This is a genomic window from Rahnella aquatilis CIP 78.65 = ATCC 33071, from assembly GCF_000241955.1.
GTDB classification, from domain to species: Bacteria; Pseudomonadota; Gammaproteobacteria; order Enterobacterales; family Enterobacteriaceae; genus Rahnella; species Rahnella aquatilis.
In genome coordinates this window covers 4,761,770-4,783,508 of record NC_016818.1, presented here as the reverse complement: position 1 = coordinate 4,783,508, position 21,739 = coordinate 4,761,770, and the positions used below count along the sequence as shown (strand labels likewise).

At 52.0% G+C, this 21,739-nt stretch carries 22 protein-coding genes; 11 read left to right on the top strand and 11 right to left on the bottom strand.

What is annotated here, in order from left to right; genetic code table 11:
• Positions 1 to 127: 127 nt before the first annotated feature.
• Genes recG through gmk form a run of 5 tightly spaced genes read right to left on the bottom strand, consistent with a single transcriptional unit; the run spans position 128 to position 5,991 of the window.
• Positions 128 to 2,209, bottom strand: a complete 2,082-nt coding sequence (gene recG, locus RAHAQ2_RS21645) for an ATP-dependent DNA helicase RecG (RefSeq protein WP_015699241.1) — start codon at positions 2,207 to 2,209, stop codon at positions 128 to 130.
• Positions 2,206 to 2,904, bottom strand: a complete 699-nt coding sequence (gene trmH, locus RAHAQ2_RS21640) for a tRNA (guanosine(18)-2'-O)-methyltransferase TrmH (protein ID WP_015699240.1) — start codon at positions 2,902 to 2,904, stop codon at positions 2,206 to 2,208. Before trmH ends, recG begins: the two co-directional genes overlap by 4 nt.
• A 5-nt stretch (positions 2,905 to 2,909) precedes the next feature.
• Entirely contained in the window at positions 2,910 to 5,018 is a 2,109-nt protein-coding gene (spoT, locus tag RAHAQ2_RS21635) for a bifunctional GTP diphosphokinase/guanosine-3',5'-bis pyrophosphate 3'-pyrophosphohydrolase (RefSeq protein WP_015699239.1), read from the bottom strand.
• A gap of 19 nt (positions 5,019 to 5,037) precedes the next feature.
• A complete protein-coding gene (rpoZ, locus tag RAHAQ2_RS21630) occupies positions 5,038 to 5,313 on the bottom strand; it encodes a DNA-directed RNA polymerase subunit omega (RefSeq protein WP_015699238.1) in 276 nt (91 codons plus the stop codon).
• Positions 5,314 to 5,367: 54 nt separating this feature from the next.
• Positions 5,368 to 5,991 carry a guanylate kinase gene (gene gmk / locus RAHAQ2_RS21625; protein ID WP_015699237.1) on the bottom strand — a complete coding sequence of 208 codons (624 nt, stop codon included), beginning with the start codon at positions 5,989 to 5,991 and terminating at the stop codon, positions 5,368 to 5,370.
• Between the two features lie 278 nt (positions 5,992 to 6,269).
• On the opposite strand from gmk, the gene ligB reads away from it, so the two are divergent.
• Entirely contained in the window at positions 6,270 to 7,967 is a 1,698-nt protein-coding gene (gene ligB / locus RAHAQ2_RS21620) for an NAD-dependent DNA ligase LigB (protein WP_015699236.1), read from the top strand.
• Between the two features lie 21 nt (positions 7,968 to 7,988).
• Here ligB and RAHAQ2_RS21615 read toward each other — a convergent pair whose 3' ends face one another.
• Positions 7,989 to 8,606: a trimeric intracellular cation channel family protein gene (locus tag RAHAQ2_RS21615; RefSeq protein WP_015699235.1), complete on the bottom strand. Its 618-nt coding sequence runs from the start codon at positions 8,604 to 8,606 to the stop codon at positions 7,989 to 7,991.
• 346 nt (positions 8,607 to 8,952) lie between these two features.
• Here RAHAQ2_RS21615 and RAHAQ2_RS21610 point away from each other — a divergent pair, with 346 nt between their 5' ends.
• Together RAHAQ2_RS21610 and fabF are read left to right on the top strand one after the other, a co-directional pair.
• Positions 8,953 to 9,573 (top strand): TetR/AcrR family transcriptional regulator, encoded by a 621-nt coding sequence (locus RAHAQ2_RS21610; RefSeq protein WP_015699234.1) that lies wholly within the window; start codon positions 8,953 to 8,955, stop codon positions 9,571 to 9,573.
• A 144-nt stretch (positions 9,574 to 9,717) separates the two neighbouring features.
• The gene (gene fabF, locus RAHAQ2_RS21605; protein WP_015699233.1) at positions 9,718 to 10,992 is read left to right on the top strand and encodes a beta-ketoacyl-ACP synthase II; all 1,275 of its coding nucleotides are present in this window, start codon (positions 9,718 to 9,720) and stop codon (positions 10,990 to 10,992) included.
• Between the two features lie 80 nt (positions 10,993 to 11,072).
• Here fabF and RAHAQ2_RS21600 read toward each other — a convergent pair whose 3' ends face one another.
• A complete protein-coding gene (locus tag RAHAQ2_RS21600; protein ID WP_015699232.1) occupies positions 11,073 to 11,936 on the bottom strand; it encodes a YicC/YloC family endoribonuclease in 864 nt (287 codons plus the stop codon).
• Between the two features lie 126 nt (positions 11,937 to 12,062).
• Here RAHAQ2_RS21600 and rph point away from each other — a divergent pair, with 126 nt between their 5' ends.
• The 4 genes from rph to RAHAQ2_RS21580 all read left to right on the top strand — a co-directional run bounded on the left by rph (position 12,063) and on the right by RAHAQ2_RS21580 (position 16,267).
• Positions 12,063 to 12,779, top strand: coding sequence for a ribonuclease PH (rph, locus tag RAHAQ2_RS21595; protein ID WP_015699231.1), 717 nt, complete (start codon positions 12,063 to 12,065; stop codon positions 12,777 to 12,779).
• Positions 12,780 to 12,862: 83 nt separating this feature from the next.
• Entirely contained in the window at positions 12,863 to 13,504 is a 642-nt protein-coding gene (gene pyrE, locus RAHAQ2_RS21590) for an orotate phosphoribosyltransferase (protein ID WP_015699230.1), read from the top strand.
• A gap of 32 nt (positions 13,505 to 13,536) precedes the next feature.
• Positions 13,537 to 15,744, top strand: a complete 2,208-nt coding sequence (locus tag RAHAQ2_RS21585) for a DUF2157 domain-containing protein (protein ID WP_015699229.1) — start codon at positions 13,537 to 13,539, stop codon at positions 15,742 to 15,744.
• The gene (locus RAHAQ2_RS21580) at positions 15,731 to 16,267 is read left to right on the top strand and encodes a GDYXXLXY domain-containing protein (protein ID WP_015699228.1); all 537 of its coding nucleotides are present in this window, start codon (positions 15,731 to 15,733) and stop codon (positions 16,265 to 16,267) included. The genes RAHAQ2_RS21585 and RAHAQ2_RS21580 overlap by 14 nt, the downstream gene beginning before the upstream one ends.
• Before the next feature lie 58 nt (positions 16,268 to 16,325).
• On the opposite strand, the gene slmA is transcribed toward RAHAQ2_RS21580, so the two are convergent.
• The 3 genes from slmA to coaBC form a co-directional block, all read right to left on the bottom strand.
• The gene (slmA, locus tag RAHAQ2_RS21575; protein WP_015699227.1) at positions 16,326 to 16,922 is read right to left on the bottom strand and encodes a nucleoid occlusion factor SlmA; all 597 of its coding nucleotides are present in this window, start codon (positions 16,920 to 16,922) and stop codon (positions 16,326 to 16,328) included.
• Between the two features lie 171 nt (positions 16,923 to 17,093).
• A complete protein-coding gene (gene dut / locus RAHAQ2_RS21570; protein ID WP_015699226.1) occupies positions 17,094 to 17,552 on the bottom strand; it encodes a dUTP diphosphatase in 459 nt (152 codons plus the stop codon).
• Positions 17,530 to 18,747: a bifunctional phosphopantothenoylcysteine decarboxylase/phosphopantothenate--cysteine ligase CoaBC gene (gene coaBC / locus RAHAQ2_RS21565; RefSeq protein WP_015699225.1), complete on the bottom strand. Its 1,218-nt coding sequence runs from the start codon at positions 18,745 to 18,747 to the stop codon at positions 17,530 to 17,532. Before coaBC ends, dut begins: the two co-directional genes overlap by 23 nt.
• Positions 18,748 to 18,931: 184 nt before the next feature.
• Between coaBC and radC the strand changes: the two genes are divergently transcribed.
• The 4 genes from radC to mutM all read left to right on the top strand — a co-directional run bounded on the left by radC (position 18,932) and on the right by mutM (position 21,244).
• Positions 18,932 to 19,612, top strand: a complete 681-nt coding sequence (gene radC / locus RAHAQ2_RS21560) for a RadC family protein (protein WP_015699224.1) — start codon at positions 18,932 to 18,934, stop codon at positions 19,610 to 19,612.
• Between the two features lie 266 nt (positions 19,613 to 19,878).
• The gene (gene rpmB / locus RAHAQ2_RS21555) at positions 19,879 to 20,115 is read left to right on the top strand and encodes a 50S ribosomal protein L28 (protein ID WP_004931195.1); all 237 of its coding nucleotides are present in this window, start codon (positions 19,879 to 19,881) and stop codon (positions 20,113 to 20,115) included.
• 11 nt (positions 20,116 to 20,126) lie between these two features.
• Positions 20,127 to 20,294, top strand: a complete 168-nt coding sequence (gene rpmG, locus RAHAQ2_RS21550) for a 50S ribosomal protein L33 (protein WP_004392084.1) — start codon at positions 20,127 to 20,129, stop codon at positions 20,292 to 20,294.
• Positions 20,295 to 20,434: 140 nt separating this feature from the next.
• Positions 20,435 to 21,244 (top strand): bifunctional DNA-formamidopyrimidine glycosylase/DNA-(apurinic or apyrimidinic site) lyase, encoded by an 810-nt coding sequence (gene mutM / locus RAHAQ2_RS21545; RefSeq protein ID WP_015699223.1) that lies wholly within the window; start codon positions 20,435 to 20,437, stop codon positions 21,242 to 21,244.
• A gap of 8 nt (positions 21,245 to 21,252) precedes the next feature.
• Here the strand turns inward: mutM and coaD are convergent, their stop codons facing one another.
• Entirely contained in the window at positions 21,253 to 21,735 is a 483-nt protein-coding gene (gene coaD / locus RAHAQ2_RS21540) for a pantetheine-phosphate adenylyltransferase (RefSeq protein WP_015699222.1), read from the bottom strand.
• Positions 21,736 to 21,739: the final 4 nt, after the last annotated feature.

Sequence of the window (21,739 nt, the reverse complement as noted above, 5' to 3'; positions counted from 1 at the left end):
AGGTTATCAAATAACCTGTGTGTAAAGCGGGGTTGAGGGGGAGATAAGGAAAAATGGCAACAATGTGTTGGGGGTAACACATCATTTTCAATAATGTTTCGAGAGTATACGAGCAGGAAAGGGAGACTCAGGCGTTGGTATAGCGGACGCGTTCTGGCAGCCAGCGCTCAATCAGGGCTTTGGCATGGTCAGGGAATTGTTGCTGCAGATAACGGGCGATGCGCTGTACATCCGGGATCATCGCCTGATCACGTAATAAGTCAGCGACTTTAAACTCGGCACTGCCTGTCTGGCGCGTACCCAGCAGCTCGCCCGGCCCGCGGATTTCTAAATCCTGCTGAGCAATAACGAAGCCGTCGTTGCTGTCGCGTAAAACCTGCAAACGTTTCTGCGCTGTTTTGCTGAGCGGCGTTTTGTAGAGCAACACACAGTGAGAAGCAACGGCGCCACGGCCAACGCGTCCGCGTAACTGATGCAACTGCGCCAACCCTAAACGCTCCGGGTTTTCGATAATCATCAGGCTGGCATTCGGGACGTCAACACCGACTTCAATGACAGTCGTTGCCACCAGAAGCTGCACTTCCCCTTGTTTGAACGCCTGCATAACGGCCTGCTTTTCCTGGGCTTTCATGCGACCATGAACCAGCCCGATATTCAGCGCCGGAAGCGCCTCTTTCAGGCCTTCCCATGTGGCTTCAGCGGCCTGAGCCTCCAGCATTTCTGATTCTTCAATCAGTGTACAAACCCAATAAGCCTGACGATTTTCCTGCTCGCAGGCACTTTTGACGCGGCTGATAATGTCGCTGCGACGGGTGTCCGGAATGGCAACAGTGGTCACCGGCGTGCGGCCTGGCGGGAGTTCGTCGATCACTGAGGTATCGAGATCAGCGTAAGCGGTCATTGCCAGTGTGCGTGGGATCGGCGTGGCGGTCATGATCAGCTGATGCGGGTGGAAGCCCTGTTGCAAACCTTTTTCCCACAACGCCAGACGCTGGTGCACACCGAAACGGTGTTGTTCATCGATAATGACCAGCGACAGTGAGGAGAACAAAACCTGTTCCTGAAAGATAGCGTGCGTCCCCACCACCATCGAAACCTGTCCGCTGGCGATCGCATCCTGCTGCGCCTGCCGGGCTTTACCCTTTTGTTTACCCGCCAGCCAGCCGACCTGAATGCCCAGCGGTTCAAACCACTGACGGAAATTATTCGCATGCTGTTCGGCCAGCAATTCTGTCGGTGCCATTAATCCGACCTGCTGCCCCTGTGCGATAGCGCAAAGTGCGGCAAGGGCTGCCACCAGTGTTTTACCTGAACCGACGTCGCCCTGAACCAGGCGCATCATCGGATAACTTTTCGCTAAGTCCTGCTCGATTTCAGCTACCACGCGCTGTTGTGCACCGGTCGGACTGAAAGGAAGGGACGCGAGAAACTGATTTTTCAACCGATCATCATGATGCAACGGCAGGGCTTTATAACTTTGTGTACCGGCACGGACGGCCAGCATACTAAGATTGTGTGCCAGCAACTCTTCCATAATCAGGCGACGCTGAGCCGGATGATGACCTTTTTCAAGGTCTGCAAGCTGGATATCTGGCGGCGGACGGTGTAGCAAATGCAGCGCCTGAGGAAGCGGGATCAGCGACCGGCTCAGTTCCTCTGGCAACAGTTCGGCGATAGGTACGGTGTCGAGCAGTTCAAGTGCCTGATCGGTCAGTTTACGCAGCGTTGCCTGACGAATGCCTTCTGTTGTCGGGTAAACCGGTGTCAGCGATTCCTGCAAAACCACTTCGCTGTTTTCACCCTGAATGCGGTATTCCGGATGAATGATTTCTGCGCCGATTGTGCCGCGTTTGATTTCACCATAAGCAGTGACACGACGGCCTGCGGCCAGACTGTTTTTCATCGCGGCGTTAAAGTTGAAGAAGCGTAATGTCACCATGCCGGTACCGTCGCTTATCTGACAGGTCAGCATTCTGCGGCGACCAAAACTGATATCGCTGCGCAGGACTTCGCCTTCTATGGTGGCGAAAATACCGGGCTGCAAATCATTGATGGTGTAAAGGCGGGTACGATCTTCATAGCGTAAAGGAAGATGAAGCAGTAAATCCTGAATAGTTTCAAGGCCGAGTTTGGTGAGTTTATCTGCCTGACTGGCTCCGACGCCGGAAAGCGACGTCAGCGGGATGGCGTCGAGCAGGCGGCCTTTCATCTTTTTTTAACCGTCATTTGCATTGCCGACCACCATTCATCATTGGCAATGATTTGCCCGTGATCGTCAATGAAAGGGCGGGGAAGCTTCTTTCGCTTCGCCACATTCGACAGAACCGGATAACCCCCTTCAAACAGTAGTCGCTGCTGTTCTTTCTCGCTCAGCAGGCTGCTGTCACGGCGATACATACCTGCATTTTCGCGCTGGCGCTGGGCTTCGTAAAGGATAAGTGCCGAGGCAACAGAGACGTTCAGTGATTGCACCATACCGATCATTGGAATGATGATATCGCTGTCTGCCAGTGCTAACGCTTCAGGCGTGATCCCGGTTTTTTCCTGACCCAGCAAAATACAGGTCGGACGGGTGTAATCAATCGCGCGGAAGTCGACGGCTTTCTCTGACAAGTTTGTTGCCAGGATTTGCATGCCTTTCGCTTTCATTTTGGCGACGGCATCCTGAATAGTTTTGTGCGTTCGGACCTGAACCCAGCTGTTGCTGCCCGCCGCCGAAGAAACCAGCGTCTTCATCCGGGTGGTTGGCCAGACAGCATGAATTTCATGAACGCCGACGGCGTCTGCCGTGCGGATGACGGCAGAAACGTTATGCGGCTTATGCACCTGCTCCATGCAGACCGTCAGGTCTGGTTGTCGGGCCGCAAGCATTTCGCGGATGCGTGCATAACGTTCTGGGGTCATAACAATCAGTTTCGGTTGCGGGTAACTTTGATGACGTCCGGCATGATACGAATTTTACGCATGATGTTCGCCAGATGAACGCGATCGCGGGTCGTCAGGCGGATAAAGGCGCTGTAGACGCGACCGTCTTTTTCTTCGGTGCTCAGACTCTGAATGTTCGATTGTGCGGCATTGATCGCAGCGGTCAGGTTCGCCAGAGCGCCCTGATGGTTGAACATATCGACTTTGATTTCAGCGATAAATTCCTGATCAGTTTCCTGATGGTCATCCCAGTCAACGGCCATGAATTTCTCAGGTTCTTTCTGATAACCGCGAATATTACGGCAGGATTCATGGTGGATCACCAGTCCTTTTCCCGGACTGACGTGCGCAATAATCGGGTCGCCGGGGATCGGACGGCAGCATTTCGCGAACGTAATCAGCACGCCATCTGCGCCTTTAATCGGCAGATTACGGGTACCTGACGAGGCCATTGAAGACTGGTCACCCATCAGATTTTTGGCAACTACCACGCTCATGGCATTGCCGAGGCCGATTTCAGCCAGCAGGTCATCCATCGCGGCGAGCTTCATGCGATCCAGCTCGTTTTTGATATTTTCCGGCGGAATATCGGAGAGCTTTTTACCGGCACCCAGCGCATGATTCAGCAGGCGACGGCCTAGTGAAACGGAATCATCACGTTTCAGGTTTTTAAGCATCTGGCGAATTTTTGCACGAGCGCGCGAGCTGACGACAAAGTTCAGCCAGGCGGCATTCGGACGGGCGCCCGGTGCGGTAATGATTTCGATGGTCTGTCCGCTGGTCAGCGGTTGCGAGAGCGGATAAGGCTGTCGGTCTACGCGCGCGCCGACACAGGCATGGCCGATATCGGTATGCACGGCGTAAGCAAAGTCGACCGGTGTCGCGCCCGCAGGCAATTCGACAATACGACCTTCCGGCGTAAAGACGTAAATCTCGTCCGGAAACAGATCCGATTTTACGCTCTCAATAAATTCAAAGGAGTTACCCGCACTTTGTTGCAGTTCGAGCAGACTCTGTAACCAACGTTGAGCGCGGATCTGCGCCGTGGTGCTGGTTTCACTGTTCTCTTTATAAGCCCAGTGCGCCGCAACCCCCATTTCCGCCATCTGATCCATATCTTCAGTACGGATCTGCACTTCAACCGGCACACCATGCGGGCCGATTAGCGAAGTATGCAAAGATTGATAGCCGTTGGCTTTGGGGATGGCAATGTAATCTTTAACCCGACCCGGACGCGGTTTGTACAAGCTATGTGCCTGTCCTAACACGCGATAACAGGTATCGAGTTCTTTAACGATCACCCGGAAGGCGTAGATATCCATAATGGAATGGAAACGCTGTTCCTTCAGGTGCATTTTGCAATAGATAGAATACAGGTGTTTTTCGCGACCACTGACACGGCACTGAATACCCGCTTCGGTCAAACGGCCTTCTATCTCAGAGAGGATTTTCTGAATCATCTCTTTACGATTACCACGTGCGGCTTTCACCACTTCTTTGATGACGCGATAACGGTTTGGATAGAGGGCTTCGAAGCCTAGCTCTTCGAGCTCGGTTTTCAGGTGATGAATACCCAAACGGTGCGCCAGCGGGCTGTAAATTTCCAGCGTTTCGCGGGCAATGCGGCGACGTTTATCCGGGCGCAAAGAGCCCAGTGTGCGCATGTTATGGGTACGGTCAGCGAGTTTGATCAGGATGACGCGGATGTCTTGCACCATTGCCATGACCATTTTGCGGAAGTTTTCCGCCTGCGCTTCTTTCTTATCGCGGAATTTCAGCTTGTCTAACTTTGAAACGCCTTCAACCAGCTCAGCAACGCTTTTGCCAAACAGTTGTTCCATATCCTGGTAAGTTGCAGGCGTGTCTTCGATAACGTCGTGTAATAACGCCGCCATCAGAGTCTCGTGATCGAGCCTCATTTCAGCCAAAATACATGCCACGGCCACCGGGTGAGTAATATACGGCTCACCGCTGGAACGTGTCTGCCCCTCGTGCGCATCCCGCGCCACGAGGTAAGCCTGCACGAGGCGCTTAATTTGCTCCTCCGGCAGGTATTTTTGAATCAGTTGATTCAGGCTTTCAAAGATATACAAGTGAGATCCGTTTCGTTAATTAACGACGGCCTTCAGCGATGGCAGTCACTGCCTGAATCTCTGCGGCTTCCTGCTCTTGTTGCTCCTGACGGTCACGAACGTCGAGGATCTGATTGGTGATCAGGCCTTCTTCGATTTCGCGCAGGGCAATGACAGTGAATTTATCGTTTTCTTCAGCGACCAGTGGATCTTTACCACCAGATTGCAGCTGGCGTGCGCGACGAGCAGCCACCAACACCAGGTCAAAACGGTTACCAATTTTTTCAACAGCGTCTTGAACAGTTACGCGTGCCATATATGTGCTACTCCACAGGGTGACGAAAGACTGGGCATAATACTGAAAGTGACTTCAGTCTGCCAATAGTTTGGTGATTAATCCGTCATGACGGAGCCGCTGACGGCTCAGACGCAGACGTTCAGCGCGAATAATGGTTTTTAAATCCGATAAAGCCAGATCAAAATCATCATTCACGATTAAATAGTCGTATTCGGCAAAGTGTGTCATTTCAGCCACAGCTTGTGCCATACGTTTGGCGATAACTTCTTCGCTGTCTTGCCCGCGGCCACGCAGGCGGCGGTCTAGCTCATCTTTCGATGGCGGCAAGACAAAGATACTGCGAGCCTGCGGCATTTTTTTTCGGATTTGCTGCGCGCCCTGCCAGTCAATATCCAGAAAAACATCCACACCCGACGCTAAAATCTGCTCAATGGTTTCACGCGAAGTCCCGTAATAATTACCAAAAACTTCGGCGTGTTCTAAAAAGGCATCATGTTCAATCATCTCGCGAAACGCTTCTTTATCGACAAAGAAGTAATGCTCGCCATCTTTCTCGCCCGGACGTATAGCACGGGTCGTATGAGAAATAGAAACCTGTGTGTCGTAGAGCGGTTGTGTTTTAAGTAAAGCCTGAATCAGACTTGATTTGCCTGCTCCACTAGGGGCGGAGACAATATATAGCGTGCCTTGAACCATGATGATGTTTCAACTGAATGGGTTGATAGGAAGTATGCGAAGAGTGATCTCTCGCACAGTATACACGCTCGCCGCATTCGGTGCAGTGCCCAGACGTATTTCATCGCAACTTTGCCAGAGAAAATAGTCTTTCCTGACAGATTTACGTACCGCATTCCAAATTTTCTCTTCGTTGCAGCAACTGATGAAATAATCAGGAAGGCATCTCGCAAGAAGCGGTTATGCCACTGGCAGGATAAATTACACCGGCGTTTACTGGCCTTCACAAGGAGGTGCTAATGCGCCAGTTTATTTTTCTTATCTGCCTGTTCCCTTTTACTTTCTCTGCTTCCGGTAAAAATATGCCGTCGCCGGAATGTCCTGTCTGGCCGTCAGAACGACTGACACAGGAAATCCGTCACCTCACTGCTCAACTGACTCAATGGGATGCAGCCTACCATCAGTCCGGCAGCAGCCCGATAGAAGACTCGGTCTATGATCATTTGCGTCAGAAACAACGCCTCTGGCTACAGTGTGCCAGCCAGCCGGTGCCTGAACTGACAGTGCCAGTCAGTGATGATGCTGAATTTACGCATCCGGTAGCGCATACCGGCCTGCATAAAATGAAAGATAAACACGCTGTCGCAAACTGGATGCAGGGGCGAAAGAATCTGTGGGTTCAGCCCAAAATCGATGGCGTGGCGGTGTCGCTGATTTACCGTTATGGGCAGTTGGCCGCACTGGTAAGTCGTGGCGACGGTGAGAAAGGACAAAACTGGACGGTAAAAGCCGCTTCAATTCCGGCGATCCCGCTCAGCATTCCGGACATGAGCCCTGAGTTGATATTACAGGGCGAGCTTTATCTGAAGATGACCGGTCATCAACAACGTGCTGAGGGCGGGATGAATGCAAGATCGAAAGTTGCAGGTGCAATGATGCGTGCCTCTGCTTCTGACCTGTTGAAGCAGACAGGTATTTTTATTTGGTCATGGCCGGACGGACCCACGCTTATGACTGATCATCTGGAGAAACTCAGACAGTTCGGTTTTCCGGTTGTGGCTCAGTTCACGCTTGCGGTGAGCTCTGTCGAAGATGTCGCAAAATGGCGTGAAGACTGGTTTCATCAGCCTCTGCCTTTTGCGACGGATGGCGTGGTTATTCGTCAGCAAGAAGAGCCTGCGGGGAAATATTGGCAAAATAAACCTGCAATCTGGGCGGTCGCCTGGAAATATCCACCCGCCAGACAGCTCACCGATGTCACGGGTATCACCACCACCACAGGGCGAAGCGGGAAAGTGACCGTTATCCTACAACTGAAACCCCTGAGGCTGGACGATAAGTTAATCAGTAAGGTGAGTTTGGGATCGGTCAGCCGCTTCAGGCAATGGGATGTTCTTCCCGGTGATCAGGTCGCTATCGCGCTGGCCGGACAGGGGATCCCGCGCCTGGATGAAGTGACATGGCGGGTAAGTGAGCGTATGGAGATGCCTTTGCCTGATCCAACGCGCTATAACCCACTTTCCTGCTTTACGCCTGAACCGGGCTGCATGCAGCAGTTTCTCTCACGTCTGATCTGGCTTAGCGGGCCGGAAGCGTTAGATATGGCGGGGTTCGGCGGGGCCACATGGCAAAAGTTACTGGATGCTTCCCCGGCGGATTCTCTGATCAGTTGGTTAAGCTTTAACGAAAAAGAGCTGGCTGCGGTTCCGGGTATCGGTGTTAAACAGGCGCAAAAGCTGATGGCGCAAATTCATCTTGCACGCGAAAGGAGCTTCCGGCGCTGGCTGTCAGCAATAGGATTTCCTTCTTTTGCCCTGGGATTTGCAGAACGCCAGCAAAGCTGGAACAGGTTGAAACAACTGACGTCTCGCGACTGGGAAATGACTGAGGGGATCGGGAGAAAGCGGGCCGCTCAGGTTTTTGATTTTATTCATCATCCGGACGTTGAGATTTTGACCGAAACTCTGAAGCAGGTGCAATTGCCTGCATTCCGCTAACGGGCTACACGGAAGGACGCATTAGTGGTCCGAATGCGGGTAATTAAATACAGGTAATCCTAGGCGAAAACGCAGCGCGATAAGACGTGCGGTAAAGCCGATCAGCAGCGTGATGATAACGATCAGATTATGGGGTAGTGAGAAATATTGCAGTCCGATGTATACCCAGGCTGAGGCAAAAGATACCCCGGCATAAATTTCTTTCTGAAACACCAGCGGGATCTGATTGCACATCATGTCCCGCAGCACGCCACCAAAAACACCGGTAATAACGGCACAAACGGAAGCAATGATAGCGCCATGTCCCATATCGAGTGCCACTTGTGTGCCGATAATGGAAAACACCACCAGCCCTACGGCATCAAGCACTAAAAAGAGCTTTCGCAGATGTTGCATTAAAGGGGCCAGCCAGGTGGTCATCAGCGCGGCGACAGCCACAATCACGATGTACTCCGGGTGCTTAACCCATCCCAATGGATAATGCCCTAACAACATGTCGCGAACAGAGCCGCCGCCAATGGCGGTTGCTGCGGCAATAATAATGACACCAAAGGAGTCCATTTTCCGACGTCCGGCAGCCAGGGCACCGGTCATGGCTTCTGCGGTGATCCCAATAATATAAAGAACGGTGAGTAACATGGATGTGCGCCAGACAAATCAGTAAATGAGAAAACAGTAGCCGCGTAGAGTAATGAGTTTCCCATTAGCTCTCGACTGAGTTTTTCTTTTGCATTGATTTTTGAATTACTAAATCTCATGCGAATGCCCCTTACATCAGCCAGTATTAAAGGATGATGAGGAATGCCGGATTATTTTAGATTAGAAAAATAGGGATTGCTCGCTTGTTTTGGCATGGCTTTTACATTTATCCATTAGGGCTGTTTTTTTCATCGTAAGTGAATTTTCTCCGTTTATAGGTTACGATTAATTAAAATCGTCACTCATTGACGCACGACTTAATGATTTAATCTGCCCGGAGGAGTGTATGAAGCCCGATATTCCGGTTGCGTTAACACAGCGTGGGCCTGCCGAGCACGAGCGGCGTGAACAAATTATAGATGCGGCATTCGGGCACTTTCGTCTTTATGGTTACGCCAAAACGTCAGTAGCGGATCTTGCCAAATCAATCGGCGTTTCAAGCGCTTATATTTATAAATTTTTTGAGTCTAAACAGGCAATTGGCGAAGCTATATGCTCGCAGCGTGTGGGGCAGATAGACGCAGCGCTCATGGCTATTGCGCAAAATGACCAAAGTGCGACCCTGCGCCTGAGATCTATTTTTAAAACGCTGCTGACACGTAGTCTGGATCTCTTCTTCCAGGACAGGAAACTCCATGATCTGGCCGCAATAGCTTCGACTCAGCAATGGAAATCGACATTAAATCATCGGGCTATGATATATAGCATTGTTGAAAAAGTGGTTGCTGACGGCCGGGAATCCGGTGAGTTTGAGCGTAAAACGCCGCTGGATGAGGTGTGCATGGCGATCACCACGGTGACGACACCCTTCTCGCACCCGTTATTGCTGGAACAAAAAACACCTGAACAGCTCGAAGAACGCGTTCAGGCAATCACCAGCCTGGTTTTGCGTAGCCTCGCAAAGTAGATACAACAAAATTTGGGGTTACGGGTTTACAAAAACGTAATTCGTCACATACTGTCAACCTTTATTATCAGAAACCCGTTTCTTGCCGGTTTATGTTATCGCCTGCAGAAACTTACGTCTTATACAGACAGAGAGGAATGTTTTATGACTCATCGTCGAGTGGTTATTACCGGCATGGGGGCTGTGAGTCCTCTGGGCTGTGATATCGAAACTATCTGGAAGCGTCTGCTGGCCGGTCAGTCTGGTATCCGAGTTTTACCGGAAGAGATTGTTGAAACGCTGACCGTGAAAATTGGTGGTCAGGTACAAACTAAAGAACAGGACCCTGAATCAGGTTTCGATCCGGATCAGTTCGTGGTACCGAAAGACCAGAAAAAAATGGATCGTTTCATTCTGTTCGCAATGGCTGCTGCCGATATGGCCGTTGCTGACGCAGGCTGGAAAGCGGAAACCCCTGAACAACAGGAACGTACTGCAACGGTCATCGGTTCCGGTATCGGTGGCTTCCCGGCGATTGCCCATGCGGTGCGTACCAACGACAGCCGTGGTGCCAAACGTTTGTCGCCTTTCACCATTCCTTCATTCCTGGTGAATCTGGCGGCGGGTCAGGTTTCTATCAAACATCAGTTCAAAGGCCCGATTGGTGCACCGGTCACGGCTTGTGCGGCGGGTGTTCAGGCCATCGGTGATGCCGTTCGTTTAATTCGCAACGATGAAGCGGATGTTGCACTTTGCGGTGGTGCTGAAGCGGCTATCGATACTGTAAGCCTGGGAGGTTTCGCGGCGGCAAAAGCCATGTCTACCGGCCATGAAGATCATCCTGAAAAAGCTTCCCGTCCGTTCGACAGTGCGCGTGATGGTTTCGTCATGGGCGAAGGCGCGGGCATGCTGGTGATCGAAGAGCTGGAACATGCGAAAGCACGTGGCGCCAAAATTCTGGCTGAGATTGTCGGTTACGGCACCAGCGGTGACGCCTACCACATGACGTCCGGTGCGGAAGATGGCAACGGTGCGGGGCGCGCGATGAAAATCGCTCTGCGCCAGGCGGGTATTCAGCCTTCAGACGTGCAGCACCTGAATGCTCACGCAACCTCTACGCCGGTGGGCGATCTGGGTGAAATCAATGCGATCAAAACCCTGTTTGGCACTGACGGTAAGCTGGCTGTTACCTCTACCAAATCAGCGACCGGGCACTTGCTGGGCGCGGCTGGCGGACTGGAAACCATCTTCACCATTCTGGCTGTACGCGACCAAATCGTTCCCCCGACACTGAATCTGGAAAATAAAGACGAAGCGGCTGCGGGTCTGAACATCATCGGGAATACCGCGCAGAAACATGACATCACCTATGCCCTGTCAAACGGCTTCGGTTTCGGTGGCGTGAACGCCTGCGTACTGCTGAAACGCTGGGAAGACTAATTTCCTTTTTCGCTGACGCATAAAAAAACGCCTCGGACTTTTATGGTCTGAGGCGTTTTTTATTAGGCGGGGGAGAGGATTTACTCGATATTCTGAATCTGCTCACGCATCTGTTCGATCAGCACTTTCAGCTCGATGGCTGATGTCGTGACGTCGGCGTTGATCGATTTAGACGCCAGCGTGTTCGACTCGCGGTTAAATTCCTGCATCATGAAGTCAAGACGACGGCCCACGGCTTCTTCTTTCTTCATGATTTTATGTGTTTCTTTGACGTGCGCCTCAAGCCGGTCCAGCTCTTCCGCCACATCAATACGTTGCGCCATCAGCACCAGTTCCTGCTCCAGACGGGTATTTTCCAGCTGAACCTGCGCATCTTCCAGTTTGCTGACCAGGCGCTCGCGCTGCCATTGCAGAATATTTGGCATCTGGGCGCGGACTTTCACCACTTCTGCGCTCACGCCATCGAGACGCTGTTCGATCATCGTCTTCAGTGCGGCACCTTCACTTTCACGGGCGCTGATGAAATCATCCAGTGCTGTTTCCAGCGCCAGCAGCAATTCGGTGCTGATGGCGTCCAGATCCTGTTCTTCAGCCAGCATCACGCCCGGCCAGCGCAGGACTTCCAGCGGATTAATTTCGCCTTCATCACTTTGCATTTTCACCCATTGCGCGGCTTCAACCAGCTGCTTCGCCAGTTTTTCATTGAGCTGCAACGTGCTTTGTGCGCCCGGATCGAGATCAAAACGCAGATTACATTCGACTTTACCGCGGGTCAGCCGGGCGCGAATGCGCTCACGGACAACCGGTTCCAGGCTGCGGAATTGCTCTGGCAGACGGATGTAGGTTTCGAGATAACGTTGGTTTACCGAGCGGAGTTCCCACGCTGCGCTGCCCCAGTCACCCTTAATTTCGCGTCGGGCATAAGCGGTCATACTACGGATCATGTATGCGTACCTGTTAATGTAAAGATGCAGCGATTATAGCCTCCACGCTCGGGTCATGATAGGCATTACCTCGCGAAGTCCGTATAATGCGCAGCCAAACATGATTCGTGACCCGGAGAAGTATCCATGCGTCCAGCAGGCCGAAATGCACAACAAGTGCGCCCCGTAACACTGACCCGCCATTACACTAAACACGCTGAAGGTTCCGTGCTGGTGGAGTTTGGTGATACCAAAGTGCTGTGTACCGCGACGGTGGAGGAAGGTGTTCCGCGTTTTCTGAAAGGTCAGGGACAAGGTTGGATCACCGCAGAGTACGGCATGTTGCCGCGTTCCACCCATACGCGTAACGCGCGTGAAGCCGCAAAAGGTAAGCAAGGCGGCCGTACTCTGGAAATCCAGCGTCTGATTGCCCGTTCCCTGCGTGCTGCGGTCGATCTGAAAAAACTGGGTGAATTCACCATTACTCTCGACTGTGATGTGTTGCAGGCGGACGGCGGCACGCGCACTGCGTCCATTTCCGGTGCTTGCGTTGCTCTGGCCGATGCGCTGAATGCGCTGGTAGCGGCAGGTAAACTGAAAGCTAACCCGATGAAAGGCATGGTCGCAGCGGTTTCCGTCGGTATCGTGAAAGGCGAAGCGCTGTGTGATCTCGAGTATGTCGAAGACTCAGCGGCAGAAACCGACATGAACGTTGTGATGATGGAAGATGGTCGCATGATTGAGGTGCAGGGCACCGCAGAAGGTGAGCCGTTCAGTCATGAGGAGTTGCTCGGTTTACTTGCCCTCGCCAGAGGGGGCATCGACACTATCTTCCAGGCGCAGAAAGCGGCGCTGGCGAAATAATTTTTTAAGGCGACTGAGAAGTCGCCTTTTTTATGGCCTGCGGGCTGACAATGAGAAATAAGACATTATCGAGGAGACCATCAATGAAAGCCTATCAGCGCCAGTTTATTGAGTTCGCACTGAACAAACAGGTTTTGAAATTCGGCGAGTTTACCCTGAAGTCCGGGCGCATCAGTCCCTACTTCTTCAATGCCGGTTTATTTAATACTGGCCGTGATCTGGCGTTACTGGGACGTTTTTATGCCGAAGCATTGGTGGATTCCAAAATTGATTTCGATTTAGTGTTTGGCCCGGCTTATAAAGGTATCCCAATCGCGACGACCACCGCAGTTGCCCTGGCTGAGCATCATGAGCGCGATGTGCCATACTGCTTTAACCGCAAAGAGGCCAAAGACCATGGTGAAGGCGGTTTGCTGGTCGGCAGCCCGTTGCAGGGGCGTGTGATGCTGGTCGATGATGTGATCACCGCCGGTACCGCGATCCGTGAATCGATGGAAATCATCAACGCGAATAAAGCCACTCTGGCCGGTGTATTGATTTCCCTGGACCGTCAGGAACGCGGGCGCGCAGATATCTCCGCTATTCAGGAGGTTGAGCGCGACTATCATTGCAAAGTGATTTCAATTATTACGCTGGCTGACTTGATCGAATACCTGGAAGAGAAAGCGGAAATGGCTGACCATCTGGCGGCTGTTCGGGCTTACCAGCAGGAATATGGCGTTTAATGTCGCATAAAACTTCCTAAGGCAGGGATGTCATGACAGAAACTGAAGCAGACAGCAAAGAATGGATGCCTTCAGGGGCGGCAGAATTTCTCTGCCGCCAGACGGAGTGTCTGGTCAAAAGCGGCAGCCTGACGCCAGCCGGATGTCAGCGTATTTATGACTTTTGTGGTGTCCGGCCGGGTTATCCCGAATGGCGGAAATTTTTGGTTCCCTTACTCTCCCTGCTGGGCCTGTTGTCGCTGGTGGCCGGTGCCGTATTTTTTGTGGCCTGGAACTGGGCAGATATGCCGAAGATGGCAAAGTTTGCGCTGGCTGAGTTGCTGATCCTGGCTCTGGCCGTTCTGGTCTGGTGGCGCTGGTATGACGGGTTTGCGCGCAGTGCCTTGCTGGCGACTGGTCTCAGCTTTGGTGCTCTGTTTGCCCTGTATGGACAGATTTATCAGACGGGGGCCGACAGTTGGGAATTGTTCAGAGCCTGGCTGTTTATTTTCCTGCCTTTAGCCTTAATCGCCCGACAGAACAGCCTGTGGTTTTGTACCTGGCTGCTTGCCAATCTTACGTTTCAGCTCTATTACGCCACGATTTCTGTGAGTCTGGCTGACAGTGGTTTGTTTGACAGCCTGGACGACTTCCCCACGACTGCGCTCTACGGTTACCTGATTGTGCAGGTGTTATGCCTGGTCACACGTGAAGTCCTTGCGCTGCGTGCAATAAAAACTAATCCTCCGTCCTGGCTTGCCAGTCGCTGGTTTTCCCGGGTGATGGTCGGCTTCCTGTTATTAATGCTGACCTGCTTTGTCGCCGGAAATATATCCGGGTGGGGCTACGGTACCCATCATCCGTTTGTGACGGCTTTATGGCTGACAGTCTTGTTGGTGGGGTACTTCTTTTATCGCTATCGTCATCCTGATCTCTGCATGCTGACCCTGGGAACCGCCAGTGCGGCAGCAGCAGGGTGTGTATTGATCATGCAGATGTTCGACAGCGCTTACGATATTGGTGGCCTGTTTATGCTGGGCTGCCTGATGGCCTTGTGGCTGGCGGGATGTGGCGCCGTCATGTTGCACTGGCGGCGCAAACTCTATGAGCGCCAGCCAGTCGAAGTTTCCTCCTCCGAGGTAGCGCTTCTGACTGAACAATTACGTCAGCATGGTTTGCTTAATCTGTCGCAGATTGAAGAGATCCAGCAGTACGATCACTCCTCTCATCGTCCCTGGTACCTGCGACTGACACTGAGTATCGGTGGCTGGGTTGCGGCGATGATTATTTTATTTCTGCTGATCCTGGTGCTGTATGTCGCCGACCTGCTCAATGACCCCAATGCCGCTACGGTGATAATCCCTTCTCTGCTCCTTGCTGCCGTCGCGGGTGGGCTGTTGCGTATGCAGGGCGTGAGTAAGCACCATATCGGGCTGGCATGGGCAATCGCGGCAACCTGTGGCCTCTGCTTTGGTTTCTATCTTCTCTTTGAACCCGGTTGGGAGATGTCTGTTCTGGTCGGTTCACTCTGTTCTTTGCCGGTTCTTGCGGCGATGGCGCTGGCAATGCGCGATCATGCTTACCGGTTTATGGCGATCACGGCGCTGACTTTTTTACTGATCCTCACCGGTAACTTATTGGCCGGTCTGTTTTTATCCCCTATTGCCGGTTTAGGCGCGGTTTCAACGCTGGTTGCCTGCGTGGTGATTTTTTGGCTGTGGGTTATCAGAGAACAACTGAACTTAAAAGCCAGACCCGTGACTGACGCTGTCTTTCCCTTACTTTATGGCATCCCGGCTGGACTGGTACTGCTGTGTTTTTGCGGCATTAACGCACCGTTCTTCTACGATCTGTTCTGGCATCCGGCGGGGTATTTTGTTCTGTCGTCAGGGACCGGTACGGGTATTGCTGCGGGGTTAATATTGGGCTCTTTGTACCAGGTGATAACGAAAAGGACACCGCCGGTACCGCTATTGTTTGTGGCTGCGATTTTTTGTGGCACCGCCGCTTTTTATGCGCCGGGAATTGGCCTGGGGATGTGGTTATTACTGATGGCGCGTTATCAGGGAAGGCAGGGGGTTTTAGCCGCGAGCGGCTGTATTCTCACGCTGTATATCATTGACTGGTATTACTTCCTGGGCGTCAGTTTGTTGCAGAAATCTCTTTTACTGTTTGCCACAGGAGCGGGGTTGCTGGTGCTGGCATTTGCAGCCCAAAAGTGGATGCCTGCATGTAAGGGGAAAGCTTATGCAAACCCGTAATCTGAGAAAATGGATGTCAGGGCTTGTCGTGCTACTGGGGCTGTTAGCGGTGAATTTTGGGATCTGGCAAAAAGAGCGGGTGTTGAAACAGGGGGCAGTGATGGTATTGCCACTTGCCCCGGTTGACCCGCGCTCTCTGATGCAGGGGGACTATATGGCCCTCGATTATGCCATCACCCGATCTTTGCAGCAGGAGCTGTATCAGCAACGGCAGGTTTGTGATTCTGTCCCGTCTGTTTCTTGTTTGCCATTGAGCGGCAAAATCGTTGTGGAAATGAATGAGCAGCGGCAGGTTATTCGGGCGCAGTTTGATCATGCTGAGCCTTTGAAACCCAATGAATTACGGGTTAACTATCATATGAATGCCGGAACGCTGAGGGTGGGGACTGATGCTTACTTTTTCCAGGAAGGCCAGGGTGAACGTTTCACCCGCGCGCGTTATGGCGCATTTCGGGTCGGAGAGGACGGCACAGCGTTACTGACCGCGATGCTGGATGAAAATGGCACAATGATCCAGCCATAGTACGAAAAACAAAAGGGCCTTTCGGCCCTTTTCAGATTTGGCGTTTGTCCCTGCGCGTTTATTGCAACTGAGCAGAGATAAGCGGCCAGCGGGTATCGAAATCCTGAGTCGGTTTGTACTTAAATTCAGAGCGTACAAAACGCGACAGCATTCCTTCGCAAAATGCCAGTAACTGGCTGGCGAGCAGAGTTTCGTCGCTGACGAATCCGCTGCCTTCACGCATTTTCTTTTCCCGCAGCACCTGACGCAGTTGCGCTTCAATTCGCTCGAAAAGCTGATTGATACGGCCTTGCAGGCGATCCTGTTCAAACATCAGGGCGTGACCGGTCATAATACGGGTCAGCCCCGGATTACGTTCGGCAAAACCCAAAATCAGCAGCAAAATCAGACGTATTCTGTTTAGCGTATCCTTTTCATCTTGCAGGATGAGATTGATGCGGGTAATCAGACTGTCTTCGATAAATTCGATTAAGCTGTCAAACATCCGCGTTTTACTGGGAAAATGACGGTAAAGCGCTGCTTCTGAAACACCTACACTGGCGGCAAGTTTTGCAGTCGTGATCCGCTGGCTGCCATCGCTGGACTGAAGCATTTGCGCTAACGCCTGCAAAATCTCTTCGCGCCTGTTCCTTTTTGTCGTTTCTTTCTCTGCCATGTCTGAATAGACCCTTGCTAAAAAACGGCTAAAATCATGGAGAAACCGCACAACTGCCGCATGAATCGCTGTGATCCTGCGGCTTATTTCGTTCCCTTCGCGTTGTTACGGTCTGATAGTGATAAGGATCTGTTCAATATCGCGTCAAAATCAGCGGTGCTGAACAGGTTCTTATTGGCGACCTGAGTGGCCAAAGCCACCTTCGCCGCGTTCACTGGCGTCAAAATCTTCCACCAGATTGAATTCTGCCTGAACGACAGGCACAAACACCATTTGAGCAATACGTTCGCCCGGCTCGATAATGAATGTTGTCTGACCGCGGTTCCACACAGAAACCATCAGCTGGCCCTGATAATCAGAGTCGATAAGACCAACAAGGTTACCCAGCACGACGCCATGCTTATGGCCCAGACCGGAGCGCGGCAAAATCACCGCCGCCAGATTAGCATCACCAATGTGAATAGCCAGACCGGTTGGCAGCAGTGTGGTTTCGCCCGGTTTCAGTTCTACTGAAGCGTCCAGACAGGCGCGCAAATCCAGACCCGCAGACCCTGGTGTCGCGTAAGCCGGTAAAGGGAAAGTCGAACCGATGCGCGGGTCGAGAATTTTAATGTCGATTTTTTTCATCATAACGGCTGACAATCTCTTCTAATAAACGCTGGCCAAGCAGGGACTTATCGCTGAGCGGTAAGATTTTATCCCCGTCCTGCCAAAAAAGATGCAAAGCATTGGAATCACTGTTGAAACCTTGCCCGGCAAGTGAAACATCGTTGGCGCAGATCAGATCCAGATTCTTGCGGATCCTTTTTTGCCGCGCGTATTCTTCCACATTCTGGGTTTCAGCGGCAAACCCCACGACGTAAGGTCGGTTTTCTGTCATGGCCGCAACGCCGGCGACGATGTCAGGGTTTTTAATCATTTTTACAATCATTTCATCGCCTTGCTTTTTGATCTTCTCATCAGCAATACGTTCTGCGCGATAATCTGCCACGGCAGCGCAGGAAATGAAAATATGTTGAGATGTCGCCGAAAGCTGGACAGCTTGCTCCATCTCCAGCGCGCTTTCCACATCAATACGTTGAACATTAGCAGGCGTCGGTTGCGTCACCGGTCCGGCTATCAGTGTCACTTTGGCACCCCGTTCAGCGGCGGCTTTGGCAATCGCAAACCCCATTTTGCCTGAGCTGTGGTTACTGATGAAGCGGACAGGGTCCAGCGGTTCGCGGGTCGGGCCTGCGGTCACCATAATGTTCAGATGCGTCAGATCGTTGCGCCTAGAAAAATGTTCATTCGCCATATCAACAATCACCAGCGGATCCAGCATACGTCCCGGGCCAACATCGCCGCAGGCCTGACTGCCGCTGTCCGGGCCCCATAACAACGTGCCCCGTGCTGCCAGGCTTTGCAGGTTTTCCTGCGTGACAGCAGCACGATACATTTGCTGGTTCATCGCAGGAAGTACCGCGACCGGTGCCGCTGTCGCCAGACACACCGTCGTCAGCAGATCATTTGCCATGCCGGCATTCATGCGAGCCAGCAAATCCGCGGTGGCGGGCGCGATAATGACTAAATCCGCCCACTTGCCTAACTCGATATGACCCATTGCCGCTTCGGCCGCAGGATCAAGCAGGTCGTCAGAAACCGGATAGCCGGAAACAGCCTGCAGGCTCAGCGGAGTTACGAAAGATTTCGCCGCTTCTGTCATGACGACGCGGACTTCAGCGCCTCTTTCACGTAAGCGACGTACCAGTTCTGGTGCTTTATAGGCAGCGATACCACCGCTGATACCGAGCACAATATGTTTGCCGGAAAGTCCCGTCATCATGATTGTCCGATTGGTTGAAAGCTGAAAGAAGCGACATTTTAGCATAACGGGGAATGATGACAGCTATTGGCGATATCTCGAAAGCAGAGGAATAAAAATTCTGCGTAACATCTCGCAGGCTGACGCACCGGACGCTATGACAGGGAGAATGTTGTGCCACAATCGCCGCGAAAAAGGAGTCAGGATGACGAAACAGCAAGACCCGTGGCCGGGAGTGATGCCGCCGCGCGAAAAATTATTGCAGCAAGGGGCGAAAGAGCTGACGGATCAGGAATTACTGGCGATTTACCTGCGCACGGGATGCCAGGGATTGCATGTGATGGATCTGGCAAAGAATCTGCTGGATGAATTCGGTTCATTATCTACATTACTGATGGCCGATTTTGACGCCATGGCACGCATAAAAGGGATGGGAGTTGCCAAGTTTTCACAGCTGGTTGCCGTGTCCGAATTATCCCGCCGCGCTTATCTGCGCCATCTGAGTGCCGAAAATGCGATGCTCAGCCCTGCGGTGATCCGGGAATATTTGCAGAATTTGCTCGTTTTTCGGGAAAGAGAGGTCTTTCTGGTACTTTTTCTCGACAACCAGCATCGCGTTATTCGCCATGAGGAGATGTTTGCTGGTACTATTGGGCACGTAGAAGTGTATCCCCGCGAAATTGTTCGTGGTGCGATGAAGGTTAATGCGGCAGCCCTAATTCTGGCGCATAATCACCCATCTGGTCGGGCTGAGCCCAGCCTGATGGACAGAAAAGTGACTGAACAGATTATTCGTGCGTGCCAGTTGCTGGAAATTCGTGTCCTTGACCATTTGGTTGTAGGCCACGGAGAAACGGTATCTTTTGCCGAACGCGGCTGGATTTAGCGTCGTTTTTTGAAGATCCTTAGGGATCTTTAGCTGTTCGGGACTTGAGCACTTACGCTACAGAGCGTATACTACGCCACCTTTGAGAATCTTGGGTTTGGCGTTAAGAGCCTATCTCAGCAGGTTTCTGACCTGATGAATTGGTTTTTTACCCGACGACAGTGAGTCGGTTCTCAGTGGAGTTTGCTGAGATGGGCTCTAAAAGCCTGACGAGGCGGCCATACCCTATACGAAGCTCGAGCTGATTTGATTTTTGGAGAATAGACATGTCCCGAGTCTGCCAAGTTACTGGCAAGCGCCCGGTGAGCGGTAACAACCGTTCCCACGCAATGAACGCGACCAAACGCCGTTTTCTGCCGAACCTGCACTCCCACCGTTTTTGGGTTGAGGCTGAGAAGCGCTTTGTAACTCTGCGTGTATCTGCTAAAGGTATGCGTGTTATTGATAAGAAGGGTATTGAGACGGTCTTGGCCGATCTGCGTGCCCGCGGTGAGAAGTATTAAGGAACTGCATCATGGCTAAAGGTGTTCGCGAGAAGATCAAGCTGGTTTCTTCTGCTGGTACTGGTCACTTCTATACCACCACGAAGAACAAGCGTACTAAGCCGGAAAAATTGGAACTGAAGAAATTCGATCCAGTTGTCCGTCAACACGTGATCTACAAAGAAGCTAAAATTAAATAATTTTAGTGGATTGCTAAAACCCGGCTCCGGCCGGGTTTTTTATTGTCTGAATTTCGTGATTTCCATTCATTGCGACTTTTATTTGCCTGATGTCCGTGTCTGCGACAAACTCTGAACACGATTTTGCTCAAGGGGAAATTATGCCGGAATTACCTGAGGTTGAAACCAGCCGCAGAGGGATTGAACCCTATCTTAAAGGCCACACAATACTGCATGCCATCGTTCGCAATTCGCGCCTGCGCTGGCCTGTCTCGGCGGAGATCTTAGCATTAAGCGATCAGCCGGTTCTGAGTGTGCAGCGTCGGGCAAAATATCTGCTGGTTGAGCTGCAAACCGGATGGATCATTATTCATCTGGGAATGTCCGGCAGTTTGCGGGTATTGCCGGAAGAAACCGAAGCAGGCAAGCATGACCACGTTGATCTGGTGATGGACACCGGCCATGTGCTGCGTTATACCGATCCGCGACGTTTTGGTGCCTGGCTATGGTCTTCTGATCTGGCGGCCAGTAATGTCTTAGCTCATCTGGGGCCGGAGCCGCTGAGCGAAGATTTCACGGCAGATTATTTGTGTGAGAAATCCCGCATGAAAAAATCGCCGATCAAACCCTGGCTGATGGATAACAAACTGGTGGTCGGCGTAGGAAATATCTATGCCAGCGAATCCTTATTTGTTGCCGGTATTTCACCTGACAAACCTGCACATTCGCTCAAACGTGATGAGGCGGAGTTGCTGGTCAGAACCATTAAAGCGGTATTGTTGCGCTCTATTGAACAGGGTGGGACGACGCTGAAGGACTTTCTGCAATCGGATGGGAAACCGGGATACTTTGCGCAGGAATTACAGGTATACGGAAGGGCGGGCGAACCTTGCCGGGCATGTGGTACGCCCATTGAGAGTAAGAAACATGCTCAGCGCACCACGTTTTTCTGCCCGCGCTGCCAGCGCTAATACGTGATTCAGGCGCTGATTTTTTCCATCAGTGCCTGAGTAATGATCTGCGGCAGGAAAGGCGTAATATCCCCGCCATGGCGGGCGACTTCTTTGACCAGTGAAGAAGAAATAAACGACCATTCTTTTGATGGCATCATGAATACGCTTTCCAGCGTTGGCAGCAAATGCCGGTTCATGTTCGCCAGTTGCATTTCATATTCAAAATCAGACACCGCACGCAATCCCCGCACCAGCACGTTTGCGCCCTGAGCTTTGGCGAAATTCGCCATCAAATCGCTGAAACCAATGACTTCAACATTATCCAGATGGGATGTGACCTGGGTCGCCAGCGCCACGCGCTCATCGAGCGTGAACATCGGTTTTTTGCCTGGGCTGGCTGCAATCGCAAGAATGACCTGGTCGAACATCAGCGCCGCACGGGTGACGATATCGAGATGTCCGTTGGTCATCGGGTCGAAAGTGCCGGGATAAATTGCCTTAGTGCTCATGACG